An 18,338-nucleotide genomic window follows, 5' to 3' on the forward strand; every position below is an offset into this window, starting at 1 on the left:
GAATGCTTCCTTTCGTCGATCCGGTGAGTTAAAACCACCCGGATCGACCTCTATACGCTATTATTATTGATCCGAACTCACCTCTCTCTGCTTAACCCAAATCAACTTATCCACCGGGAAACCATAATTTTTCGCCACGGCAACCAGTCGGTCGCGAGTCTGGATATCAATAGTTGGTGTGCGGGATAAAATCCACAAATAATCCCGATTTGGCCCGGCAATCAAAGCGTGCTGATATTCATCATCTAAATCAATGACATTATAGCCGCCATAGAAGGGGCCGAAGAACGACACTTTAAGCGAGGCCTGCTGCGGTGAACCAATAAAATAGGCTTTACCGATACTCTCCTGCCATTGTTGTTTCTTCTGGTTATAACCCCGGTTAATGACTTTTACCCCGCCATCATCTCGCGGCGTGTAGTTAGCGCTGACACTCTCCAATCCGCGCTCAAAAGAGTGATCGAGGCGGGCGATTTCATACCAGGTGCCGAGATAGCGGGGGAGTTGGAAGTTATCAACCACTTTCACGTCTTTAGGGGGCGTCACGCTACAGGCGACAGAGAGCAGAGTTGCTACCAATACGGAGATTTTTGACCATAAACGCATTCACATTCCTTAGTTTTCTGATAATAAGCCTTTCATTGAGAATAGCTATCATCGATCAAGGAAGCAAATGGCTGAGTCTGGATCATTTGAGAGGGAGAAAAAACGGCCGACTAAAATAGCAGGCCGTTGATAACGATGTTCTGATAACTACAGTGTCAGCACGCCAATGATGGTGACCACACTCAGAATAGCCGCCAAGCCGTAGAACACCCATTTCCCCGCAGGAACATGGATTTTCAAATCATGCATGGCGTGATGGATACGGTGTAAGCCGCACCACAGTGGCAGAATAATCATCAGCAGCAAGAAGATCCGGCCAATAAAGCTCTGACAGAATGCCAAAATACGTTCATAGCTCAACGCATCACTGGGGAAAGCGCCTAATGGCAGCAAAATAGCGACCAGCAGAATAATTGCTGGTGCAACAATCGCACTCCACATACCACCGGCACCAAACAGACCCCAGAAGATAGGTTCGTCGGAGCGTTTAGGGACTTGATTCATTTCTTTCTCCTCCGTCTTAGAGTAAAGCAACGGCCAGAATAATCACGGTAACCACGACAGTCACAACCCACAGCGCCTTGATAACTGGCCCTGGACCCATTTTTTCGCTATTAACGATAATATTGGCGGCTTTCGGTGCCAGCTCAAACCAGGTCTTGGTATGTAGCACTGCGGCAAATAACGTAATGATATTAATCAGTAATACCAGTGGGTTTTGCAGGAATCCGATAAAGCCTTCCCACCCGGCTGGGCCACTTTTCAACGCAAATACGCCGTAAATCAGCAAAACACTGAACCAGACTGCCGGAACGGATGTCCCTTCACGCAGCATATAAAAGCGATAGAAACCGAGCTGTTGCCACCAGTTTGGGACCATAGTGCGGACATAAGCTTTACGTTTAGTTGTCATTACTGTCTCCCCTCCCTTATTGTGGTTTTAGCATGGCGATCATGAAGTCTTTCGCACTCTCGACCTTGCCTTGCTGGATAGCAGCCGCGGGATCTACGTGTTTCGGACAAACTTCAGAACAGTAGCCGACGAAGGTACAGCTCCAGACACCATTTTTACCGTTAAGCTGAGGCATGCGCTCTTTCTTACCGTGGTCACGGTTATCCAGATTGTAACGGTGAGCCAAAGTGATCGCCGCTGGGCCGATAAACTCCGGATTCAAACCAAACTGCGGGCAAGCGGCATAACACAGGCCACAGTTAATGCAGCCGGAGAACTGATGGTATTTCGCCATCTGAGCTGGAGTCTGCTTGTTCGGGCCGTCTTGCGGTTTGCGCTCGTTACCAATAATGTAAGGTTTGATAGCTTCCAGACTTTCGATAAAGTGAGTCATATCAACCACTAAATCACGTTCAATCGGGAAGTTACCCAGCGCTTCAACCTTCATGCCGCCGGTATACTCGCGCAGGAAGGTCTTACAGGCGAGTTTTGGCACTTTGTTAACCATCATGCCGCACGAGCCACAAATGGCCATCCGGCAAGACCAGCGATAAGAGAGATCCGGTGCCAGGTTATCTTTGATATAACCCAGAGCATCCAGCAAAGAGGTCTGCTCATCGTAAGGCACTTCAAAGGTTTCGAAGTGGGGTTCGCTATCACGTTCCGGGTTATAGCGCATGACCTCCATTTTCAGGAGTTTCATATCAGTCATTCGCCTGCTCCTTATCTTTTAAATCTTTGGCGTCTTTTGCATCTTTTGCATCTTGGGCGGTAGCTTCACCACCATAAACACGTTTTGCCGGTGCCAGCTTGGTGATTTTGACGTCGCTGTATTCAAGGCGTGGTGCGCCACCCGGCGTATGGAAGGCTAACGTGTGTTTGAGGAAGTTGACGTCATCACGCTCGGTACAGCCCTCATCAAGACGCTGATGCGCGCCACGGGATTCTCTACGATTCAGTGCTGAGTGGGCCATACATTCTGCGACATCCAAACCATAACCCAGCTCGATGGTATACAGCAGGTCGGTATTGAAAACACTGGAGTTATCGGTGATTTTCACCCGTTTGAAGCGCTCTTTCAGCTCAGCCAGTTTATCCACCGTTTTCTGCATCAGTTCTGGTGTGCGGTAAATACCACAACCTTCTTCCATTGACAGACCCATCTCATCGCGGATTTTAGACCAGTTTTCAGTCCCTTCCTGCTTCATCAGGTTGCTCAGACGGGTTTCTACATCACGGGCCTGGGCGTCCAGTGCGCTACCATTGGCCGGGCCGCTTTCCATCGCCCGAATGGCCGCTTGTTCACCGGCAACACGGCCAAACACCACCAGCTCTGCCAGTGAGTTTGAACCCAGGCGGTTCGCACCGTGCAAGCCAACAGAAGAACATTCACCCACCGCGAATAGCCCTTTAATACGGGTTTCGCACTGCTGGTTAGTTTCGATGCCGCCCATAGTGTAATGCGCCGTTGGGCGTACCGGAATAGGCTCTTTGACTGGATCAACGCCGACATAAGCTTTTGCCAGTTCGCAAATGAACGGCAGGCGTTCGAGCAGTTTTTTCTCACCCAGATGACGCAAGTCCAGATAAACCACATCGCCACGCGGGGTAGCAATAGTGCGGCCAGCACGCCATTCATGCCAGAAGGCTTGCGACACTTTATCGCGTGGGCCTAATTCCATGTATTTGTTTTTTGGCTCGCCGAGCGGGGTTTCTGGCCCCATACCGTAATCCTGCAAATAACGATAGCCGTCTTTATTGACCAGAATACCGCCTTCACCACGGCAGCCTTCGGTCATCAGGATGCCAGAACCTGGCAGACCGGTTGGGTGATATTGCACAAATTCCATATCCCGCAGCGGCACGCCGTGGTGGAATGCCATCCCCATACCATCACCGGTAACAATACCGCCGTTGGTGTTATAACGATAAACTCGGCCAGCACCGCCAGTCGCCATGATCACCGCGTTAGCACGAATTTGTACACGGGTGCCTTCCATCATATTCATGGCAACCACGCCGCGCGCCTGACCTTCATCGACCAGAATATCCAGTACAAAATGCTCATCAAAACGTTGAATTTGCGGGTATTTTAGAGAAGTTTGGAACAAGGTGTGCAGCATATGGAAGCCGGTTTTATCCGCGGCAAACCAGGTGCGCTCAATTTTCATCCCACCAAAACGGCGAACGTTAACAGAACCATCTGGTTTGCGGCTCCACGGGCAGCCCCAGATTTCTAACTGCGCCATCTCTTGTGGGCAACTGTGGACGAAATGGTCAACAACATCTTGTTCGCATAACCAGTCGCCACCGGCTACGGTATCGTGGAAATGGTAGTCAAAGGTATCGTGGTCCTGTGTGACAGCAGCTGATCCCCCTTCGGCAGCCACAGTATGGCTACGCATTGGGTATACTTTCGAGATCAGAGCAATCTTCAGCTGAGGGTTGGCTTCCGCTGCGGCTATTGCTGCACGTAAACCAGCTCCCCCGGCCCCGATAATGGCAAGATCGGCGTTAAAGGTTTGCACTGCGCTTCTCCATTGTTCAAGTGAAATACCCGTCATACTCCAAGCTGCATGTGCGTTGGCTGTTTTCATTCACCTCAGCCACTTACTTGAGTTAGTGGCTGAGGCTCACCCAACGGGCCAGCGCAGGCGCTGTTCAAAATGGTTTACCACCCATTTGTCGCTCGATTGCCGCCTTCCTGCAACTCGAATTATTCTTGGTATATAAAATTAAAATCTATATGTATTTTTAAAATTGTTATCCCGCTAACTAATTAGTGAGCCATCAGCATGATGATATTAAGAATAGCTATTTCTTACTTTTTGTATGGAGATAATTATACCTAATGCTAAGTGGCATAAATTTGATGTGATCGATTGTTTTGTTTTATTTGAACCCTGTTAAAGGCATTACTAACAAAAACGTGATCCCAAACAGGATCTGCTGGGGTAAAGCATTTTTCACAGAGTGAAATGCTGAATTAGGGCCAGAGATTGCGGTAGAGAGCGACAGATTTGTTTGAGTGAGTAGATGCGGGTAGACTGCACCCCCTGTTTGATTTCGGAGTTAACCACCATGAGCGAAACGGCAAGCTGGCAGCCAAGTGCACCCATCGCCAATTTGTTGAAGCGCGCAGCAATAATGGCAGAGATCCGGCGTTTTTTTGCCGATCGTGGTGTATTAGAAGTTGAAACGCCGACCATGAGCCAAGCGACAGTGACGGACGTTCATTTAGTCCCATTCGAAACCCGGTTTGTTGGCCCGGGCGCTGCCGATGGTTTGACGCTGTACATGATGACCAGTCCGGAATATCACATGAAGCGCCTTCTGGCGGCGGGCAGTGGTTCTATCTATCAATTGGGGCGCAGCTTCCGCAATGAAGAAGCCGGCCGTCATCACAATCCTGAATTCACCATGCTGGAATGGTATCGCCCGCATTATGATATGTACCGCCTGATGAATGAAGTCGATGACCTGCTACAGCAAATTCTGGATTGCAACAGTGCGGAAACGTTGTCTTATCAGCAGGCGTTCCTGCGCCATTTGGATATTGACCCTTTATCGGCAGACAAAGCGCAGTTACGTGAAGCGGCGGCTAAACTGGATTTGAGTAACATTGCCGATACGGAAGAAGACCGCGATACCTTGCTGCAATTGCTGTTTACCGTTGGTGTCGAGCCACATATTGGCCGCGAAAAACCGGCGTTTGTTTATCATTTCCCCGCGTCACAGGCATCTTTGGCGGAGATAAGCACCGAAGATCACCGCGTGGCGGAGCGTTTTGAGGTTTACTTCAAAGGTATTGAGCTAGCGAATGGTTTCCATGAACTGACCGATGCTGATGAACAAATGAAGCGTTTTGAACAAGATAATCGTATCCGTGCTAAACGCGGGTTGCCACAGAACCCAATTGATATGAATCTGATTGCTGCCCTTAAGCAAGGATTACCTGATTGTTCTGGCGTCGCACTAGGCATTGACCGCTTGGTGATGCTGGCATTGGGCGCGGAAAGGCTGAGTGATGTGATTGCCTTCCCTGTCAATATTGCCTAATTCCTCTTCGTCCTTGGCGTCGCAGCGGTGTTCGCTGCACTCGCTCACCCGAATCACTTACTACAGTAAGCATTACCGGGATGCGTTACTTTACTGTAACACCAATGACTTTGGTGAATATCTGGTGCCCTTGGTGCCGCTGCGGTGTTAAAAGAAATGCCCTGATCTGTGAAGGTTCAGGGCATTTTTGTTTCTTACTCACTCACTGATCTTACAAGCTGCCCGGTGTGCGGCCGCGACCAGAGGTAACCGTGCGGCCAGCACCACGCCCCAGCGTCTCCAAACGGGCCTGGAACGGTGGGAATGGCAGGGTGATGCCGTGTTCACGGTAACCGGCCAGAATCAGTTGGTGGATTTCGTGGCGCAGTGGCATCCGGTGGCCCATTTCAGCGGCGTAAATACGCAATTCGAAGATCTGAATACCTTGTTGAAGATCAACCAGATAGACCTCTGGCGGTGGCGTGTCCAATACCAGAGTACAGCGGCGAGCGGCAGTCAGCAGCACTTCAGTGACTTCTTCACTGTTAGTTTCAGCCGGCGCAGGCACGGTCAGAACCACACGGGTAATTGCATCTGATAGCGACCAGTTAATAAACTGCTCGGTGATAAAAGCCTTATTTGGCACGATAATTTCTTTGCGGTCCCAGTCGGAGATTGTGGTGGCGCGCGTATTGATTTTGGTCACGCTCCCGGTGAGATCACGGATAGTCACGGTATCGCCAATACGAACCGGTTTTTCGAACAAAATGATCAAACCGGATACGAAGTTGGCGAAAATCTCCTGCAAACCAAAGCCTAACCCCAAACCGAGAGCGGCCACCAGCCATTGGAATTTTGCCCATTCGATCCCAAGCATAGAGAAACCGAGCAAGCTGCCGAACAGAATCAACAGGTATTTGGTGATAGTCGAAATGGCATAACCGGTACCTGGTGTCAGGTCTAAATGCTGCAAAATAGCCAGCTCCAGCAGGGCTGGCAGATTACGTACCAACTGAGTGGTGACGATCATCACCAGAATGGCGATCAACAGTGATCCCATCGTGATCGCCTGTACTGACTCAATGCCGTTAATGGTGGACGATACATCCCATAAACGAATATTTTCCAGGAAACCAAAAGCGGAATGAATTTCAGACCACAGCGCGATCACTGAAACCAGCGCGATCATCGTCAGGATTGATCGCACCAGCCGCAGGGACTGGGCGCTGATCACGTCCAGGTCGATCACCGGCTCTTCCACATCGATCGACCCTTCATTGCTATTATTGTGTGGCGTGTCTTCTTCACCACGGGCGCGTTGCGCCAGAATATCGGCACGACGTTGCTTGGCCCGGTCAAAGGCAATGCGGCGGCGCTGAATTAGCATCCAGCGGCGGATAATATGATAAATCACCAACAGGAAGAACCAGATGGCGACCGAGGTTTCCAGGCGTGCCAACAGAGCTTGTGACGTGGTGAGATAGCCCAACACTGAGGCCAGTGCAGCTATTAATGGTGCTGACAGCAGTAGCCCCCATAGCGCCACGTTGACAATATTTTCACCCGACCCCTTTTTATCCAGATACAGCGGGATACCGGCGCGTTTCAGGCTGTTGGTGACCAAACTCAATGCGATACACAGCAAAATAAAGCACAACCGGCCCAGCGTACCGGCGAATTCACGGTCGTTATAATTCTCGAAGGTAATTAGCGCCATCATCAATGGGATAATCAACCACACCGACATGCGGTAGAAACGCATTGCGCGCGCGACTTGTGTCGGTGACCAACGGAAGTGAGCGATAAACAGGCCATGAGGGTGAGCAAATGAGGCACTGATCATAAACACCCACAGCACCGGCACGGTGGCAGTGACCGCATTGCCAATGGCGATAGCCATCGGATAGGACCAGGCATTTTGCAAGCCATATCCCAGTGCAGCCCATAATACCGGTAATGGCAATGCCACGAGAATAGACCAGAACACGGTGCGTAAGGTCAGTGAGAAATGGTCTTGGTTAACCTTACCTATCCGGCTATTGGCTCGCTCAAGGAAGGCATGATAGTGGCGGCGTGAGCTGAAGCTGAAACCAACAAATAGTAGCGCACCGATGATAGGCAGCAGCGTATCCTGGCTGGTCATCATCATCACGAACGCGCCACTCAGCTGTGCGAAGGTATCCAGCGACAGCAGGCGGGTCAGGTCATGGGCGACATTAATCGGATAAGAAAGTGAAATCGGGCTGACATCCGCTACCCAGAACAGGTAGCGGTGAGTCGCTTCACGCACTTCGCTCAGTGCATCAACCAACTGGCTATTGGCGACTTTTAGTTTGGTCAATTCAAGAATTTGTGTGTCATAACCGGAAAGCAGAGAGTTTAGCAATTCTCGTTGGGTGCGCCACTGGGCATCCAGAATTCGCTGCTGTTCAGTGGTCAGAGGCGAGCCATCATTCTGTTTTAATTTGATATTTTGCTGTTGTAACTTCTCCAGCATATCTTCATATTGCAAGCGTTGTACCCGCAACTGGGCCATGTCACGATCCAGTTGCTGAGATTTTGGCACGTCAGGTAACCGAGCGACTTGCGCCCGCAGTGTTTCCCCCAATACCGTGGAAACGCCCAGCCATTGCGCTTGCTCACGAATAGTACTGAGTGCCTGACGTACCTGCTGAGTTTGCGCTGCGGCCTGACGTTGTTGTGAGGAGATAAGATCAATGCGCTGCGCCTGTTGATTCAAAGCCTGAGACAGGTCGCGGTTAATTTGCAACTGCTGGATAATCGATTCAGGTAAATCACCGCCTTGCTCAGCCAGCAATTCGGTACGTTCAAGGGCTTGCTCTGCTGCCTGTTGCCGTTGATTATTCAGATTATTGCGTAAGGTCTGGAGCTGGGTATCAACCCGCTCCTGACGTTTTTTGTATAACTCAGCTCGTAGCCGAGACAACTCCTGCCGGTTGTTGGCTGAGAGCTGGGAAAGCTCCAGCTCATTGACTTTAGCTTTACGTGCAATGGCTTCCGCCTGCAATAGCGCAAGCTGGGCCTGCGCTGCGGGAGTGGTCGCATTGCTTTGCGCCTGAACGCGCGGGCCGATTTCTGCCAGAATTCGTCGAGCTTCTGATTGTTGTTGCGGTAATTGACCGAGTGAATCACTGATTTCCCGCGCACGGTCCTGTTCTTGTTGCGACAGGCGGGATAACTCCAGCAACTGGCTGCTGATTTGCAACACTTGCTGCTCAAGTTCAGAGGTGGACATGTTACCCGGCACCGGCAGCGGTTTATCGCCTTCCTGCGCCAATTGCTGACGTAGCTCACGCGTCAGTTTAGGAAAATCATCAATGGCTTTTTGATATTGCTGGGCGCGGATATCGGATTCTTTCGCATCCGCCAGCCAGCTTAGAGCCGCTTGCAGCGCCTGAATAATTTCGGCCTGATTTGTCATTCCCTTATTGGCTTCAGCTTGCTTTAGCTCTTGCCTGAGCTGATCTTCGCTCGGCTGAGCTGCCGCCTGTAGTGGCAGGGAAAACAACATTACCCACGACAGTAACATCGCAGAAAACCATGAAATTATTAGGCGCACGTAAAGGTTCCTTAACATCAATTACATCTATACCCGTCATACTTCAAGCTGCATGTGCGTTGGCTATGTTTGTTACTCGGCCCGTCCATCGTCCTCGCTTCTACGAGGCCGCTGCGAGCTAGCATAAATGCTGTTCAAAATGGTTTACAACCAATTTGTCACTCAATTACCGCCTTCCTGCAACTCGAATTATTTAGGGTATAACAGTGCAAGCTTATTCAGGGACGGCTTCGGCTAATACTTCGCCCATACGGGTAACCGAACCACTGTTTAGCTGAGGGGCCAGATACACTTTGCCTTCAGCGAACAGGTTAATTACGGTGGAGCCTAACTTGAAGCGGCCCATTTCTTGCCCTTTCTCCAGCGCTATTGCACCTTCGCAGCCTGCCTGTGGATAGGTCCAGCGGCGGATAACCCCTTCCCGTGGCGGGGTAATCGTGCCTGCCCACACGGTTTCTATGCTACCGACAATAGTGGCACCGACCAGGATTTGTGCCATCGGGCCAAAGGCGGTATCGAAGATACAAATTACGCGCTCGTTACGGGCAAAAAGATTGGGGACATTAGCTGCGGTCAATGGATTGACTGAGAACAAATCACCTGGCACATAAATCATTTCACGCAATACGCCAGCACAGGGCATATGCACGCGGTGATAGTCACGCGGTGCCAGATAAGTGGTAACAAACAGACCATTCTGGAATTCGGCTGCCAGCATATAGTTGCCGGCCAACAGGGCTTCCAGCGTGTAATTGTGGCCTTTAGCCTGCAATATTTGATCGTTATGAATAGCACCTAACTGGCTGATTGCACCGTCAGCCGGTTGTACCAACAGGTTTTCTTCCGCCGCAACCGGGCGCACGCCAGCCCGTAGCGGGCGCACGAAGAATTCATTGAAAGAACGATAAGCAGAGAACTCTGAGTCCTGCGCTTCTTTCATATCAACGTTGTAAAAACGGGCGAAGGCTTTGATAACCAGTTGGGTTAGCCAGCCGCCTTGCTTATCGGCCCCCCAGCCTGCCAGACGGGTCAGGCCGTGTTTTGGCAGTAAATACTGCAATCTGATCTTGAGACTATCCAGCACGTAGACCTCTTGGATAAACGGTAAAATTAAGGGGCACATCATGACAGTGCTGCACCCACAATTTCGTTAATCGAATGTTATCTATGGAATTTGATAACCGCTATTTAAACATCATTTTTCGTCGCTATCTGACGTTTTACGGGGTTTCGCCTGTTCCATACTTTCCAGAATCCGATGGTAATTATCAAAGCGTTCTTCAGCGATTTTGCCTTGTTCTACCGCTTCGCGCAGCGCGCAACCGGGATCGGTGGTATGGCTGCAATCGCGGAATTTGCAATGACCGAGATAATCACGGAATTCGACAAATCCCTGAGTGATTTGTTCCGCAGCCAGATGCCAGAGACCGAACTCACGTACCCCCGGTGAGTCAATCACATCACCGCCTTGTTGGAAATGGTACAAACGGGCGGCTGTTGTGGTGTGCTGACCCAAACCTGAGTTACCCGAAACAGTATTCACCAGAATTTCGTTATCCGTTGGCGGTAACAGGGCATTCAGCAAGCTGGATTTGCCCACACCGGATTGACCGGCGAAGATACTGATACGCCCGGCCAGCGCCTGTTCAAAGGCTTCCATCCCTTCACGGGTCTGGCTGGAGACTTCCAGTACGTTGTAGCCAATACGACGATAGATATCCATCATGCCATCAACGAATTTACGGCCATCGGCATCCAGTAAATCGACTTTATTCAGTACAATTAATGGTTCGACTTCCAGTGTTTCACAAGCCACCAGATAACGATCGATAATATTGAGTGAAAGTTCGGGTAAGATCGCCGAAACGATCACGATCTGATCGATATTTGCGGCGATCGGTTTCACGCCATCATAAAGATCAGGGCGCGTCAGTACGGATGTCCGCTCATGCACTGCTTCGACAATCCCTTTAACCCGCACACCTTCCTGCGCTTGCAGGCCAGGACGCCAGACCACGCGATCACCGGTAACCAGTGATTTGATGGTACGGCGGATATTACAACGGTGCTGAACACCATCGACGGCTTCAACATCGGCGTGCTGACCGAAACGACTGATTACGATACCTTCTTGCGCATCGCCAAGCTGAGAGTCATCTAACTCAGGTTTTCTATCAGTGCGTAGCCGACGCTGATGATTAGCCTGTACACGGCGTTGTTGACCTTTGGACAGTTTATTTTTGCTCACTGTGCCTCACTTGAATTCGCATATATCGCTGGTTGCGACCAAAAGGGCTATGATACACATTATTTTATCAATTAACCGTTTGTTCGGTTGTTCCCCTCCGCTAACAGGCAGGAAAAATCATGGCAGAAAACCAAAATAATCTGATCTGGATCGATCTGGAAATGACGGGTCTCGATCCTGAAAGGGATCGGATCATCGAGATTGCCACTTTGGTCACCGATGCTAACCTTAATATCCTGGCAGAAGGCCCGGTTCTGGCGGTTCACCAGTCTGATGAACAGCTTGGGCTAATGGATGAGTGGAATGTGCGCACTCATACCGGCAGTGGTTTGGTCGAGCGGGTTAAAGCCAGCCCATTTAGTGACCACGATGCTGAACTGCAAACCATTGAATTTTTGAAACAATGGGTGCCCGCAGGGATATCGCCTATTTGTGGTAACAGTGTGGGCCAGGACCGCCGTTTCCTGTTCCGTTATATGCCAGAACTTGAAGCCTATTTCCACTACCGTTATTTGGATGTCAGCACCTTAAAAGAGCTGGCACGCCGCTGGAAACCTGAAATCCTGCCAGGCTTTAAAAAGCAAAATACCCATCAGGCACTGGATGATATCCGTGAGTCAGTGGCCGAGCTTGCCTATTACCGCGAGCATTTTATTCAATCTTAACCCCCCCTTCGTCCTTGACGCTGCGGGGGTGTTAGCTGCGCTCACTTACCCGAATCACTTACTTATGTAAGCTCATCGGGGTGCGTTTGCTGGCAGCCTACCCGCAGCCCCAATGACTTTGGGGTTTCCCTTCGAGCTTGAAGTTGCGGGGGTGTTAGCTGTGCTCACTTACCCGAATCACTTACTTATGTAAGCTCATCGGGGTGCGTTTGCTGGCAGCCTACCCGCAGCCCCAATGACTTTGGGGTTTCCCTTCGAGCTTGACGTTGCGGGGGTGTTAGCTGTGCAACTCCAATGATTTTGGGTATATACTCAGCCCTGTGCCGATTAAAACGCCACATTGCTGATTTAATCGGCACTTGAATCGAAAAATGATTTTTTTGCTTTCAGGGGGTTGCGGCAAAACGGATTTCTCGTATAATGCGCACCCCGTACCGATGAAGATTTTGCTAACAAGCGAAGACAGATTTAGTACGAGTTTAGAATGAAAAACGGCACCAAGCGGGAATAGCTCAGTTGGTAGAGCACGACCTTGCCAAGGTCGGGGTCGCGAGTTCGAGTCTCGTTTCCCGCTCCAATCTTTAGCAATAAAGATAAGTGACCGGCAGTATCAAAAAATTTTTCAGGCGTAAAAAGTAAAAGTGAAGCGTTGTTGTCATCTCTACGACGCGGGAATAGCTCAGTTGGTAGAGCACGACCTTGCCAAGGTCGGGGTCGCGAGTTCGAGTCTCGTTTCCCGCTCCAAATTTTTATTTCTGAATAAGCAGTCAATACCAAATGCTGTCACATACAGCAGGGTGCATCAGCATCTCAATGCGGGAATAGCTCAGTTGGTAGAGCACGACCTTGCCAAGGTCGGGGTCGCGAGTTCGAGTCTCGTTTCCCGCTCCAATCTTTCCAATCAAATTCATTCTATTTATCCACAGCTGCGTGCTGCGCTACGCCACAACATACATACAATGTATTAACTTCTTCAACAGAGTTATCCACAGATTCTGTTCTTTTTCTATTCAGTGGATATTTTAATCGATTTTATTTCCTCTTTTGTATCTATCTGATTTAAAGACATATATTTTTATGTGAAAACGTTATGCCGATCACTTGTGCTTTTTTTTGCACTTGATTGCCAAGGCATTTTTATTTTTATGCACAGGAAAACTCCGATCTCATTCATTAAAGAAATAGATTAGGGGGAGCTATCAAGCATCTCGTGGCAGACCCTTTTCTATAGCTCTAATCAGTCGTTTTTTCTGTGGCGATTGTACGTCCCCAATCAGTGTAGACCGTCTTTCTAATTGTTGTGAAATTGACCAAAGAATATGTTCATCTAGCATTGGATTAAGTCCAAGGCGTGCTTCCAGTGCCAGTACGATGCTATCGAGATAAGGGGCGTTGCCAAGTGCTACTGAGATGTTGCGCAGCCAGCGTAGATGGCCGATACGACGAATCGCTGACCCCTCGGTGACCCGCAGGAACTTCTCTTCATTCCAGGCGAATAAATCCAGCAGTTGTGGTGTGTGCAGTACGGTGCGCGGGCTGAAATCGGCTTCATCGGTGAGTTGCGAGAAGCGGTTCCACGGGCAGATCAACTGGCAATCATCACAGCCATAAATGCGATTGCCCATCAGTGGGCGAAACTCTTCCGGAATAGCCCCTTCCAGCTCGATGGTCAGATAAGAGATACAACGGCGTGCATCCACGGTATAAGGGGCGACAATGGCCCCAGTCGGGCAGGTGGTGATGCAGGCAACACAGCGCCCGCATTGTTCTTCCTGCACTTTATCGACCGGTAGTGGCAGGTCAATCAGCAACTCGCCGAGAAAGAACCACGAACCCGCATCACGATTTAAAATCAGTGAGTGCTTACCAACCCAGCCAATACCGGCTTTGGCTGCCAGCGAGCGCTCCATAATTGGCGCAGAATCCACAAACGGGCGGAAATTAACATCACCGCCAGCCTGCTCCAGACAGTAGTTCTGAATCATATCGCCCAATTTCTTCAGGCGCTGGCGCAGCAATTTATGATAATCACGACCCAGGGCATAACGGCTGACATAGCCCAGTGCAGGATTATTCAAGGTGCTGGCAAATGCGGCCTTGGCGGGCAGATAATTCATCCGCACGCTAATCACCCGCAAGGTTCCGGGCAGCAATTCATGAGGGCGTGCGCGCAGCATACCGTGGCGGGCCATCCAGTCCATTTCGCCATGGTATTGCTTATCAAGCCAGGCCTGTAGGCGTGGTTCTTCCGCAGACAAATCTGTGTCGCAGATACCCACTTGCTGGAAACCTAGCGATTGGCCCCATTGCTTGATATGTTGGGCTAATTGATTCAAATCGAGGGGGTGTGCCATGACGGACCATAGTAAGAAACAAATCAGTGTTAGTTTACCACACTCTGTTTTTTCTGCGGACTGGGTGCGCCAGAATGAAGCTATCGCAGCGGCACACTTCTCCCTGAGCTTGTTTGACCTGATGACCCGAGCCGGGGATGCTGCTTTTGAATTGGCCCGCAAGCAGTACCCGGCGGCGCGCCATTGGCTCATTTTATGTGGGCACGGCAATAACGGTGGTGATGGTTACATCGTTGCTCATCGTGCAATGGCGGCGGGTTTTAATGTCACACTGATTGCTTGTCCGGGTAACCGTCCACTGCCAGCAGAGGCGCATCAAGCGCAATCACTCTGGTTGGCCGACGGCGGTTCCATTAATCAACCTGACATCCCCTGGCCGCAACATGTGGATCTGATTATTGATGGTTTACTCGGCATTGGTCTGCGGGCCGCACCGCAAGGGGCTTATGCTACGCTAATTGACACCGCAAACCGCCATCGGGCGGCAAAAGTTGCTCTGGATATTCCCTCTGGGCTGAGCGCCGATAGTGGTGCGGCACCCGGTTCAGTCATGCGTGCCGACCACACCCTGACGTTTGTTGCATTGAAGCCCGGCTTGCTTACCGGCCAAGCCCGCGACTGGGTGGGGCATTTGCACTGTCATGATCTGGGATTGACGCAATGGCTAGCGGCTCAACCGGTACACATTGAACGAATGACGGCTGACAATCTGTTGCAATGGCTGAAACCCCGTCGCCCTTGTGCTCATAAAGGTGAGCATGGGCGGTTACTGCTGGTGGGTGGGGATAAAGGGTTGGGAGGGGCGATTCGCATGGCAGGGGAAGCCGCGCTGCGGAGTGGTGCCGGGCTAGTGCGAGTACTTACTCACATTGAGCATGTGGCACCGATTCTGGCCGCGCGCCCAGAGTTGATGGTGCAGGAATTAAGTGATGAAACGCTTGAACAAGGTATACGCTGGGCTGATGTATTGGTAGTCGGGCCGGGGTTAGGGCAATCTGATTGGAGCCGGAATGCTCTGAATATATTGCAACAGAGTGATAAACCAGCATTATGGGACGCAGATGCTCTCAACTTGCTGGCATTAAATCCGCAGAGGCGTCAGAATCGGGTATTGACACCGCACCCTGGCGAAGCCGCTCGTCTGCTTGGTTGCCGCGTCGCTGATATTGAAAGTGACCGCTTACTTTCCGCCCGTAACATCGTTAAACAATATGGTGGGGTGGTGATCTTGAAAGGGGCTGGTACGCTTATTGCCAGTGAACAAGGCGAGATGGCGATTGCTGATGTGGGTAATGCTGGTATGGCCTCCGGGGGTATGGGGGATATTCTGTCCGGTATTATTGGGAGTTTGATAGCACAAAAGCTGGTGTTGTATGATGCTGCCTGCGCGGGGTGTGTTGTGCACGGCGCTGCCGCAGATACACTGGCTGAAGTTCAAGGCACTCGGGGTTTACTGGCCACAGATCTATTGCCGGTTATTCCGAAGTACGTTAATCCTGAGTTAGCAAGATAGATATCACAGAATGAAAGAACTCGTTTTACCTTTGCCTGATGAGGCAGCGACCGTTGCATTGGGGGCCGCTTTGGCCCACGCCTTCAATGGAGCCAGCGTTATATACCTGTTCGGCGATTTAGGTGCCGGCAAAACGACATTCAGCCGTGGCTTTCTTCAGTCACTGGGCCACAATGGGCATGTAAAAAGTCCCACTTATACGTTGGTCGAACCTTATGCCCTGAATCCGAGGCCGGTTTACCATTTTGACCTGTATCGTCTGGCTGACCCCGAGGAGCTGGAGTTTATGGGGATTCGCGATTATTTCGATAAGCAGGCTATCTGCCTGGTGGAGTGGCCACAACAAGGGGCTGGGTTCCTGCCTCAAGCCGATGTAGAACTGCATTTGGCGTATCAGGATGAAGGGCGTGAAGCCCGCTTGGTCGCTATCTCTGATGCTGGTGCCGCTGTGTTGCGCCGTTTAGCTGCTGTGCAAGGATAATGTGACGATGATGCATAGCGCGATGCCACTGAATTGTTTAAAGAAAATAGCACGCTGGAAACGCTATTTCACTGCCATAATGCTGGTCGTTTTGAGTTTTTTAACTCTGCCATCGGCATTCGCCATGAAGCTAACTGACATCAAAGTAACCAATGGGGCGAGTGAAAGTAAGGTTACGCTCAGCTTTGACGGCAAGCCGATTTACGCCTTTTTCTCATTAAGCTCGCCAGAGCGGGTGGTGTTGGATGTGCGCCAAAGTGGCAACTTATCCGGTTTACCGCTGGAATTTAGCGGGCAGAATCTACTGAAAAGAATTCGCTCCAGCACCCCGAAAGATGCGCAAAGTACCCGTTTGGTGCTGGAATTGACGCAGAAAGTGAAAACGCGCGCGGTAACACAGCAGTCGGGCAGCAATTACACCGTCGTCATTACTATGACGGCCGCCGCACCCGCACGTCAGGCGCAAACCACGTTAAGCCCGAATAATCCTCCGCTAAGTCAAACCAATACACCTAGCCCCAATGCCGGTCGTTTGACGGCGAGTTCGAGCACCACCGCGCCACGGGTGACGACGCCGACAACGCCGGCGAAAAATCCATTTAACAATCAGCCAACCATCGTGATGAGCAGCAGTGAAATCACGACCAATACCGCTCGTCCGATTAAAAAAGCCAGTGTTACCAACAGCTCCCGTGTTGTGGTGGCGATTGATGCCGGACATGGTGGTCAAGACCCTGGTGCGATTGGGCAAAATGGCCTGAAAGAGAAGAATGTCACTATTGCCATTGCCCGCCGGCTTGAAGCCATGCTTGACAGTGACCCGATGTTTAAACCGGTGCTAACTCGAAATGGCGACTATTTTATTTCGGTGATGGGCCGCTCTGATGTGGCACGTAAACAGAGTGCCAACGTGCTGGTGTCCATCCATGCGGATGCGGCACCTAATCGCAGCGCGACCGGAGCCTCGGTTTGGGTATTGTCGAACCGCCGCGCCAACAGTGAAATGGGTAACTGGCTGGAGCAGCATGAGAAGCAATCTGAGCTGCTGGGTGGGGCAGGTGATGTGCTGGCCAATACCGCCTCTGATCCCTATTTAAGTCAGGCGGTACTGGATTTGCAATTTGGTCACTCGCAGCGTGTGGGTTACGACGTTGCCACCAAGGTACTGAACGAACTGCAAACTGTGGGTAATATCCATAAGCGCCGGCCTGAACATGCCAGCCTTGGTGTATTACGTTCACCGGATATTCCGTCGTTACTCGTGGAAACCGGTTTTATCAGTAATAGTACGGAGGAGCGGCTGCTTGGCAGTAGCGCGTATCAGGAGAAAATTGCTCGAGCCATTTATAAAGGCCTGCGCAGTTATTTCCTCGCGCATCCGCTACAAGCCGACCCAAAGGTCGAAAACCGCCCGCTAATTGAAACGGCGGCGGTTGATTCATCTTCACAACGTTCAGGTGTTAGCCAGCCAGAGCCGGTGGTCAGCAGCATCGCGAGCAGCGGCAGGTTATCTGCCGCCAAGCCTGTAGCGACAGATACCGTTACGAAAAATAGAAGCCAGATTCATAAAGTACAACGTGGCGAAACTTTATCCGGTATTGCCAGTCAGTACGGCGTCAGCATGGCGGTGTTGCGGCAAAACAATACGCTGAAAAATGATGTGGTGTGGGTAGGGCAGCGTTTGAAAGTGCCTGCCACGGGCAGCAGTGCGGCGGCGGTTGCACCGAAAGCTAAAGTAATAGCCAAAAATAAAACAATAAGACATCAGGTGAAGCGCGGCGATACACTCTCTGCCATTGCGGCCAGATACGGCGTGTCGATGAGTGAGATTGAGCGAGCGAACAAGATAAAGTCAGGTAACGTACAGCTCGGTCAAACGCTCACTATCCCACAATCGTAAG

The 18,338-nt window shown here is 50.8% G+C and carries 14 protein-coding genes and 3 tRNA genes; 8 read left to right on the plus strand and 9 right to left on the minus strand.

Annotated features, from left to right (window positions below; translation table 11 throughout):
• Positions 1-63: 63 nt before the first annotated feature.
• The 5 genes from blc to frdA all read right to left on the minus strand — a co-directional run bounded on the left by blc (position 64) and on the right by frdA (position 4,086).
• Positions 64-606: an outer membrane lipoprotein Blc gene (gene blc / locus YALDO0001_RS03125; RefSeq protein WP_004699793.1), complete on the minus strand. Its 543-nt coding sequence runs from the start codon at positions 604-606 to the stop codon at positions 64-66.
• 147 nt (positions 607-753) lie between these two features.
• Positions 754-1,110: a fumarate reductase subunit FrdD gene (gene frdD, locus YALDO0001_RS03130; RefSeq protein WP_004699795.1), complete on the minus strand. Its 357-nt coding sequence runs from the start codon at positions 1,108-1,110 to the stop codon at positions 754-756.
• Between the two features lie 16 nt (positions 1,111-1,126).
• The gene (gene frdC / locus YALDO0001_RS03135; RefSeq protein ID WP_042839337.1) at positions 1,127-1,519 is read right to left on the minus strand and encodes a fumarate reductase subunit FrdC; all 393 of its coding nucleotides are present in this window, start codon (positions 1,517-1,519) and stop codon (positions 1,127-1,129) included.
• 16 nt (positions 1,520-1,535) lie between these two features.
• Positions 1,536-2,270, minus strand: coding sequence for a succinate dehydrogenase/fumarate reductase iron-sulfur subunit (locus tag YALDO0001_RS03140; RefSeq protein ID WP_032820816.1), 735 nt, complete (start codon positions 2,268-2,270; stop codon positions 1,536-1,538).
• Positions 2,263-4,086 carry a fumarate reductase (quinol) flavoprotein subunit gene (frdA, locus tag YALDO0001_RS03145; RefSeq protein WP_042839355.1) on the minus strand — a complete coding sequence of 608 codons (1,824 nt, stop codon included), beginning with the start codon at positions 4,084-4,086 and terminating at the stop codon, positions 2,263-2,265. Before frdA ends, YALDO0001_RS03140 begins: the two co-directional genes overlap by 8 nt.
• Before the next feature lie 553 nt (positions 4,087-4,639).
• Between frdA and epmA the strand changes: the two genes are divergently transcribed.
• Positions 4,640-5,617 carry an elongation factor P--(R)-beta-lysine ligase gene (epmA, locus tag YALDO0001_RS03150; protein ID WP_042839338.1) on the plus strand — a complete coding sequence of 326 codons (978 nt, stop codon included), beginning with the start codon at positions 4,640-4,642 and terminating at the stop codon, positions 5,615-5,617.
• A 211-nt stretch (positions 5,618-5,828) separates the two neighbouring features.
• On the opposite strand, the gene mscM is transcribed toward epmA, so the two are convergent.
• From mscM to rsgA, 3 genes are all read right to left on the minus strand, one after another.
• Positions 5,829-9,176, minus strand: coding sequence for a miniconductance mechanosensitive channel MscM (mscM, locus tag YALDO0001_RS03155; protein ID WP_042839339.1), 3,348 nt, complete (start codon positions 9,174-9,176; stop codon positions 5,829-5,831).
• 214 nt (positions 9,177-9,390) lie between these two features.
• Positions 9,391-10,260, minus strand: a complete 870-nt coding sequence (gene asd / locus YALDO0001_RS03160) for an archaetidylserine decarboxylase (RefSeq protein WP_042839356.1) — start codon at positions 10,258-10,260, stop codon at positions 9,391-9,393.
• Positions 10,261-10,371: 111 nt separating this feature from the next.
• Positions 10,372-11,424, minus strand: a complete 1,053-nt coding sequence (gene rsgA, locus YALDO0001_RS03165) for a small ribosomal subunit biogenesis GTPase RsgA (RefSeq protein WP_004699807.1) — start codon at positions 11,422-11,424, stop codon at positions 10,372-10,374.
• 119 nt (positions 11,425-11,543) lie between these two features.
• On the opposite strand from rsgA, the gene orn reads away from it, so the two are divergent.
• The 4 genes from orn (at position 11,544) to YALDO0001_RS03185 (ending at position 12,980) form a co-directional block, all read left to right on the plus strand.
• A complete protein-coding gene (gene orn / locus YALDO0001_RS03170; RefSeq protein ID WP_004699809.1) occupies positions 11,544-12,089 on the plus strand; it encodes an oligoribonuclease in 546 nt (181 codons plus the stop codon).
• Positions 12,090-12,590: 501 nt separating this feature from the next.
• Positions 12,591-12,666, plus strand: a tRNA-Gly gene (locus YALDO0001_RS03175).
• 91 nt (positions 12,667-12,757) lie between these two features.
• Positions 12,758-12,833: transfer RNA gene (locus YALDO0001_RS03180), tRNA-Gly, on the plus strand.
• Positions 12,834-12,904: 71 nt separating this feature from the next.
• Positions 12,905-12,980 (plus strand) — tRNA-Gly (locus YALDO0001_RS03185).
• Positions 12,981-13,288: 308 nt separating this feature from the next.
• Here the strand turns inward: YALDO0001_RS03185 and queG are convergent.
• A complete protein-coding gene (gene queG / locus YALDO0001_RS03190; RefSeq protein WP_004699810.1) occupies positions 13,289-14,443 on the minus strand; it encodes a tRNA epoxyqueuosine(34) reductase QueG in 1,155 nt (384 codons plus the stop codon).
• On the opposite strand from queG, the gene nnr reads away from it, so the two are divergent.
• The 3 genes from nnr (at position 14,442) to amiB (ending at position 18,337) form a co-directional block, all read left to right on the plus strand.
• Positions 14,442-15,956 carry a bifunctional ADP-dependent NAD(P)H-hydrate dehydratase/NAD(P)H-hydrate epimerase gene (gene nnr, locus YALDO0001_RS03195; RefSeq protein ID WP_042839340.1) on the plus strand — a complete coding sequence of 505 codons (1,515 nt, stop codon included), beginning with the start codon at positions 14,442-14,444 and terminating at the stop codon, positions 15,954-15,956. The two genes, queG and nnr, sit on opposite strands and share 2 nt — an antisense overlap.
• A 10-nt stretch (positions 15,957-15,966) precedes the next feature.
• A complete protein-coding gene (gene tsaE, locus YALDO0001_RS03200) occupies positions 15,967-16,437 on the plus strand; it encodes a tRNA (adenosine(37)-N6)-threonylcarbamoyltransferase complex ATPase subunit type 1 TsaE (RefSeq protein WP_004699814.1) in 471 nt (156 codons plus the stop codon).
• A 79-nt stretch (positions 16,438-16,516) separates the two neighbouring features.
• Entirely contained in the window at positions 16,517-18,337 is a 1,821-nt protein-coding gene (gene amiB, locus YALDO0001_RS03205; protein WP_042839357.1) for an N-acetylmuramoyl-L-alanine amidase AmiB, read from the plus strand.
• Position 18,338 lies beyond the last annotated feature (1 nt).

Source organism: Yersinia aldovae ATCC 35236 (assembly GCF_000173735.1).
GTDB lineage: Bacteria > Pseudomonadota > Gammaproteobacteria > Enterobacterales > Enterobacteriaceae > Yersinia > Yersinia aldovae.

What these genes read in the sequence shown, in the direction of transcription:
- frdC (WP_042839337.1), bottom strand. Translation starts at nt 1,519, where the DNA reads ATGACAACTAAACGTAAAGCTTATGTCCGCACTATGGTCCCAAACTGG.
- epmA (WP_042839338.1), top strand. Translation starts at nt 4,640, where the DNA reads ATGAGCGAAACGGCAAGCTGGCAGCCAAGTGCACCCATCGCCAATTTG.
- amiB (WP_042839357.1), top strand. Translation starts at nt 16,517, where the DNA reads ATGCTGGTCGTTTTGAGTTTTTTAACTCTGCCATCGGCATTCGCCATG.
- frdD (WP_004699795.1), bottom strand. Translation starts at nt 1,110, where the DNA reads ATGAATCAAGTCCCTAAACGCTCCGACGAACCTATCTTCTGGGGTCTG.
- YALDO0001_RS03140 (WP_032820816.1), bottom strand. Translation starts at nt 2,270, where the DNA reads ATGACTGATATGAAACTCCTGAAAATGGAGGTCATGCGCTATAACCCG.
- tsaE (WP_004699814.1), top strand. Translation starts at nt 15,967, where the DNA reads ATGAAAGAACTCGTTTTACCTTTGCCTGATGAGGCAGCGACCGTTGCA.
- blc (WP_004699793.1), bottom strand. Translation starts at nt 606, where the DNA reads ATGCGTTTATGGTCAAAAATCTCCGTATTGGTAGCAACTCTGCTCTCT.
- orn (WP_004699809.1), top strand. Translation starts at nt 11,544, where the DNA reads ATGGCAGAAAACCAAAATAATCTGATCTGGATCGATCTGGAAATGACG.
- queG (WP_004699810.1), bottom strand. Translation starts at nt 14,443, where the DNA reads ATGGCACACCCCCTCGATTTGAATCAATTAGCCCAACATATCAAGCAA.
- nnr (WP_042839340.1), top strand. Translation starts at nt 14,442, where the DNA reads ATGACGGACCATAGTAAGAAACAAATCAGTGTTAGTTTACCACACTCT.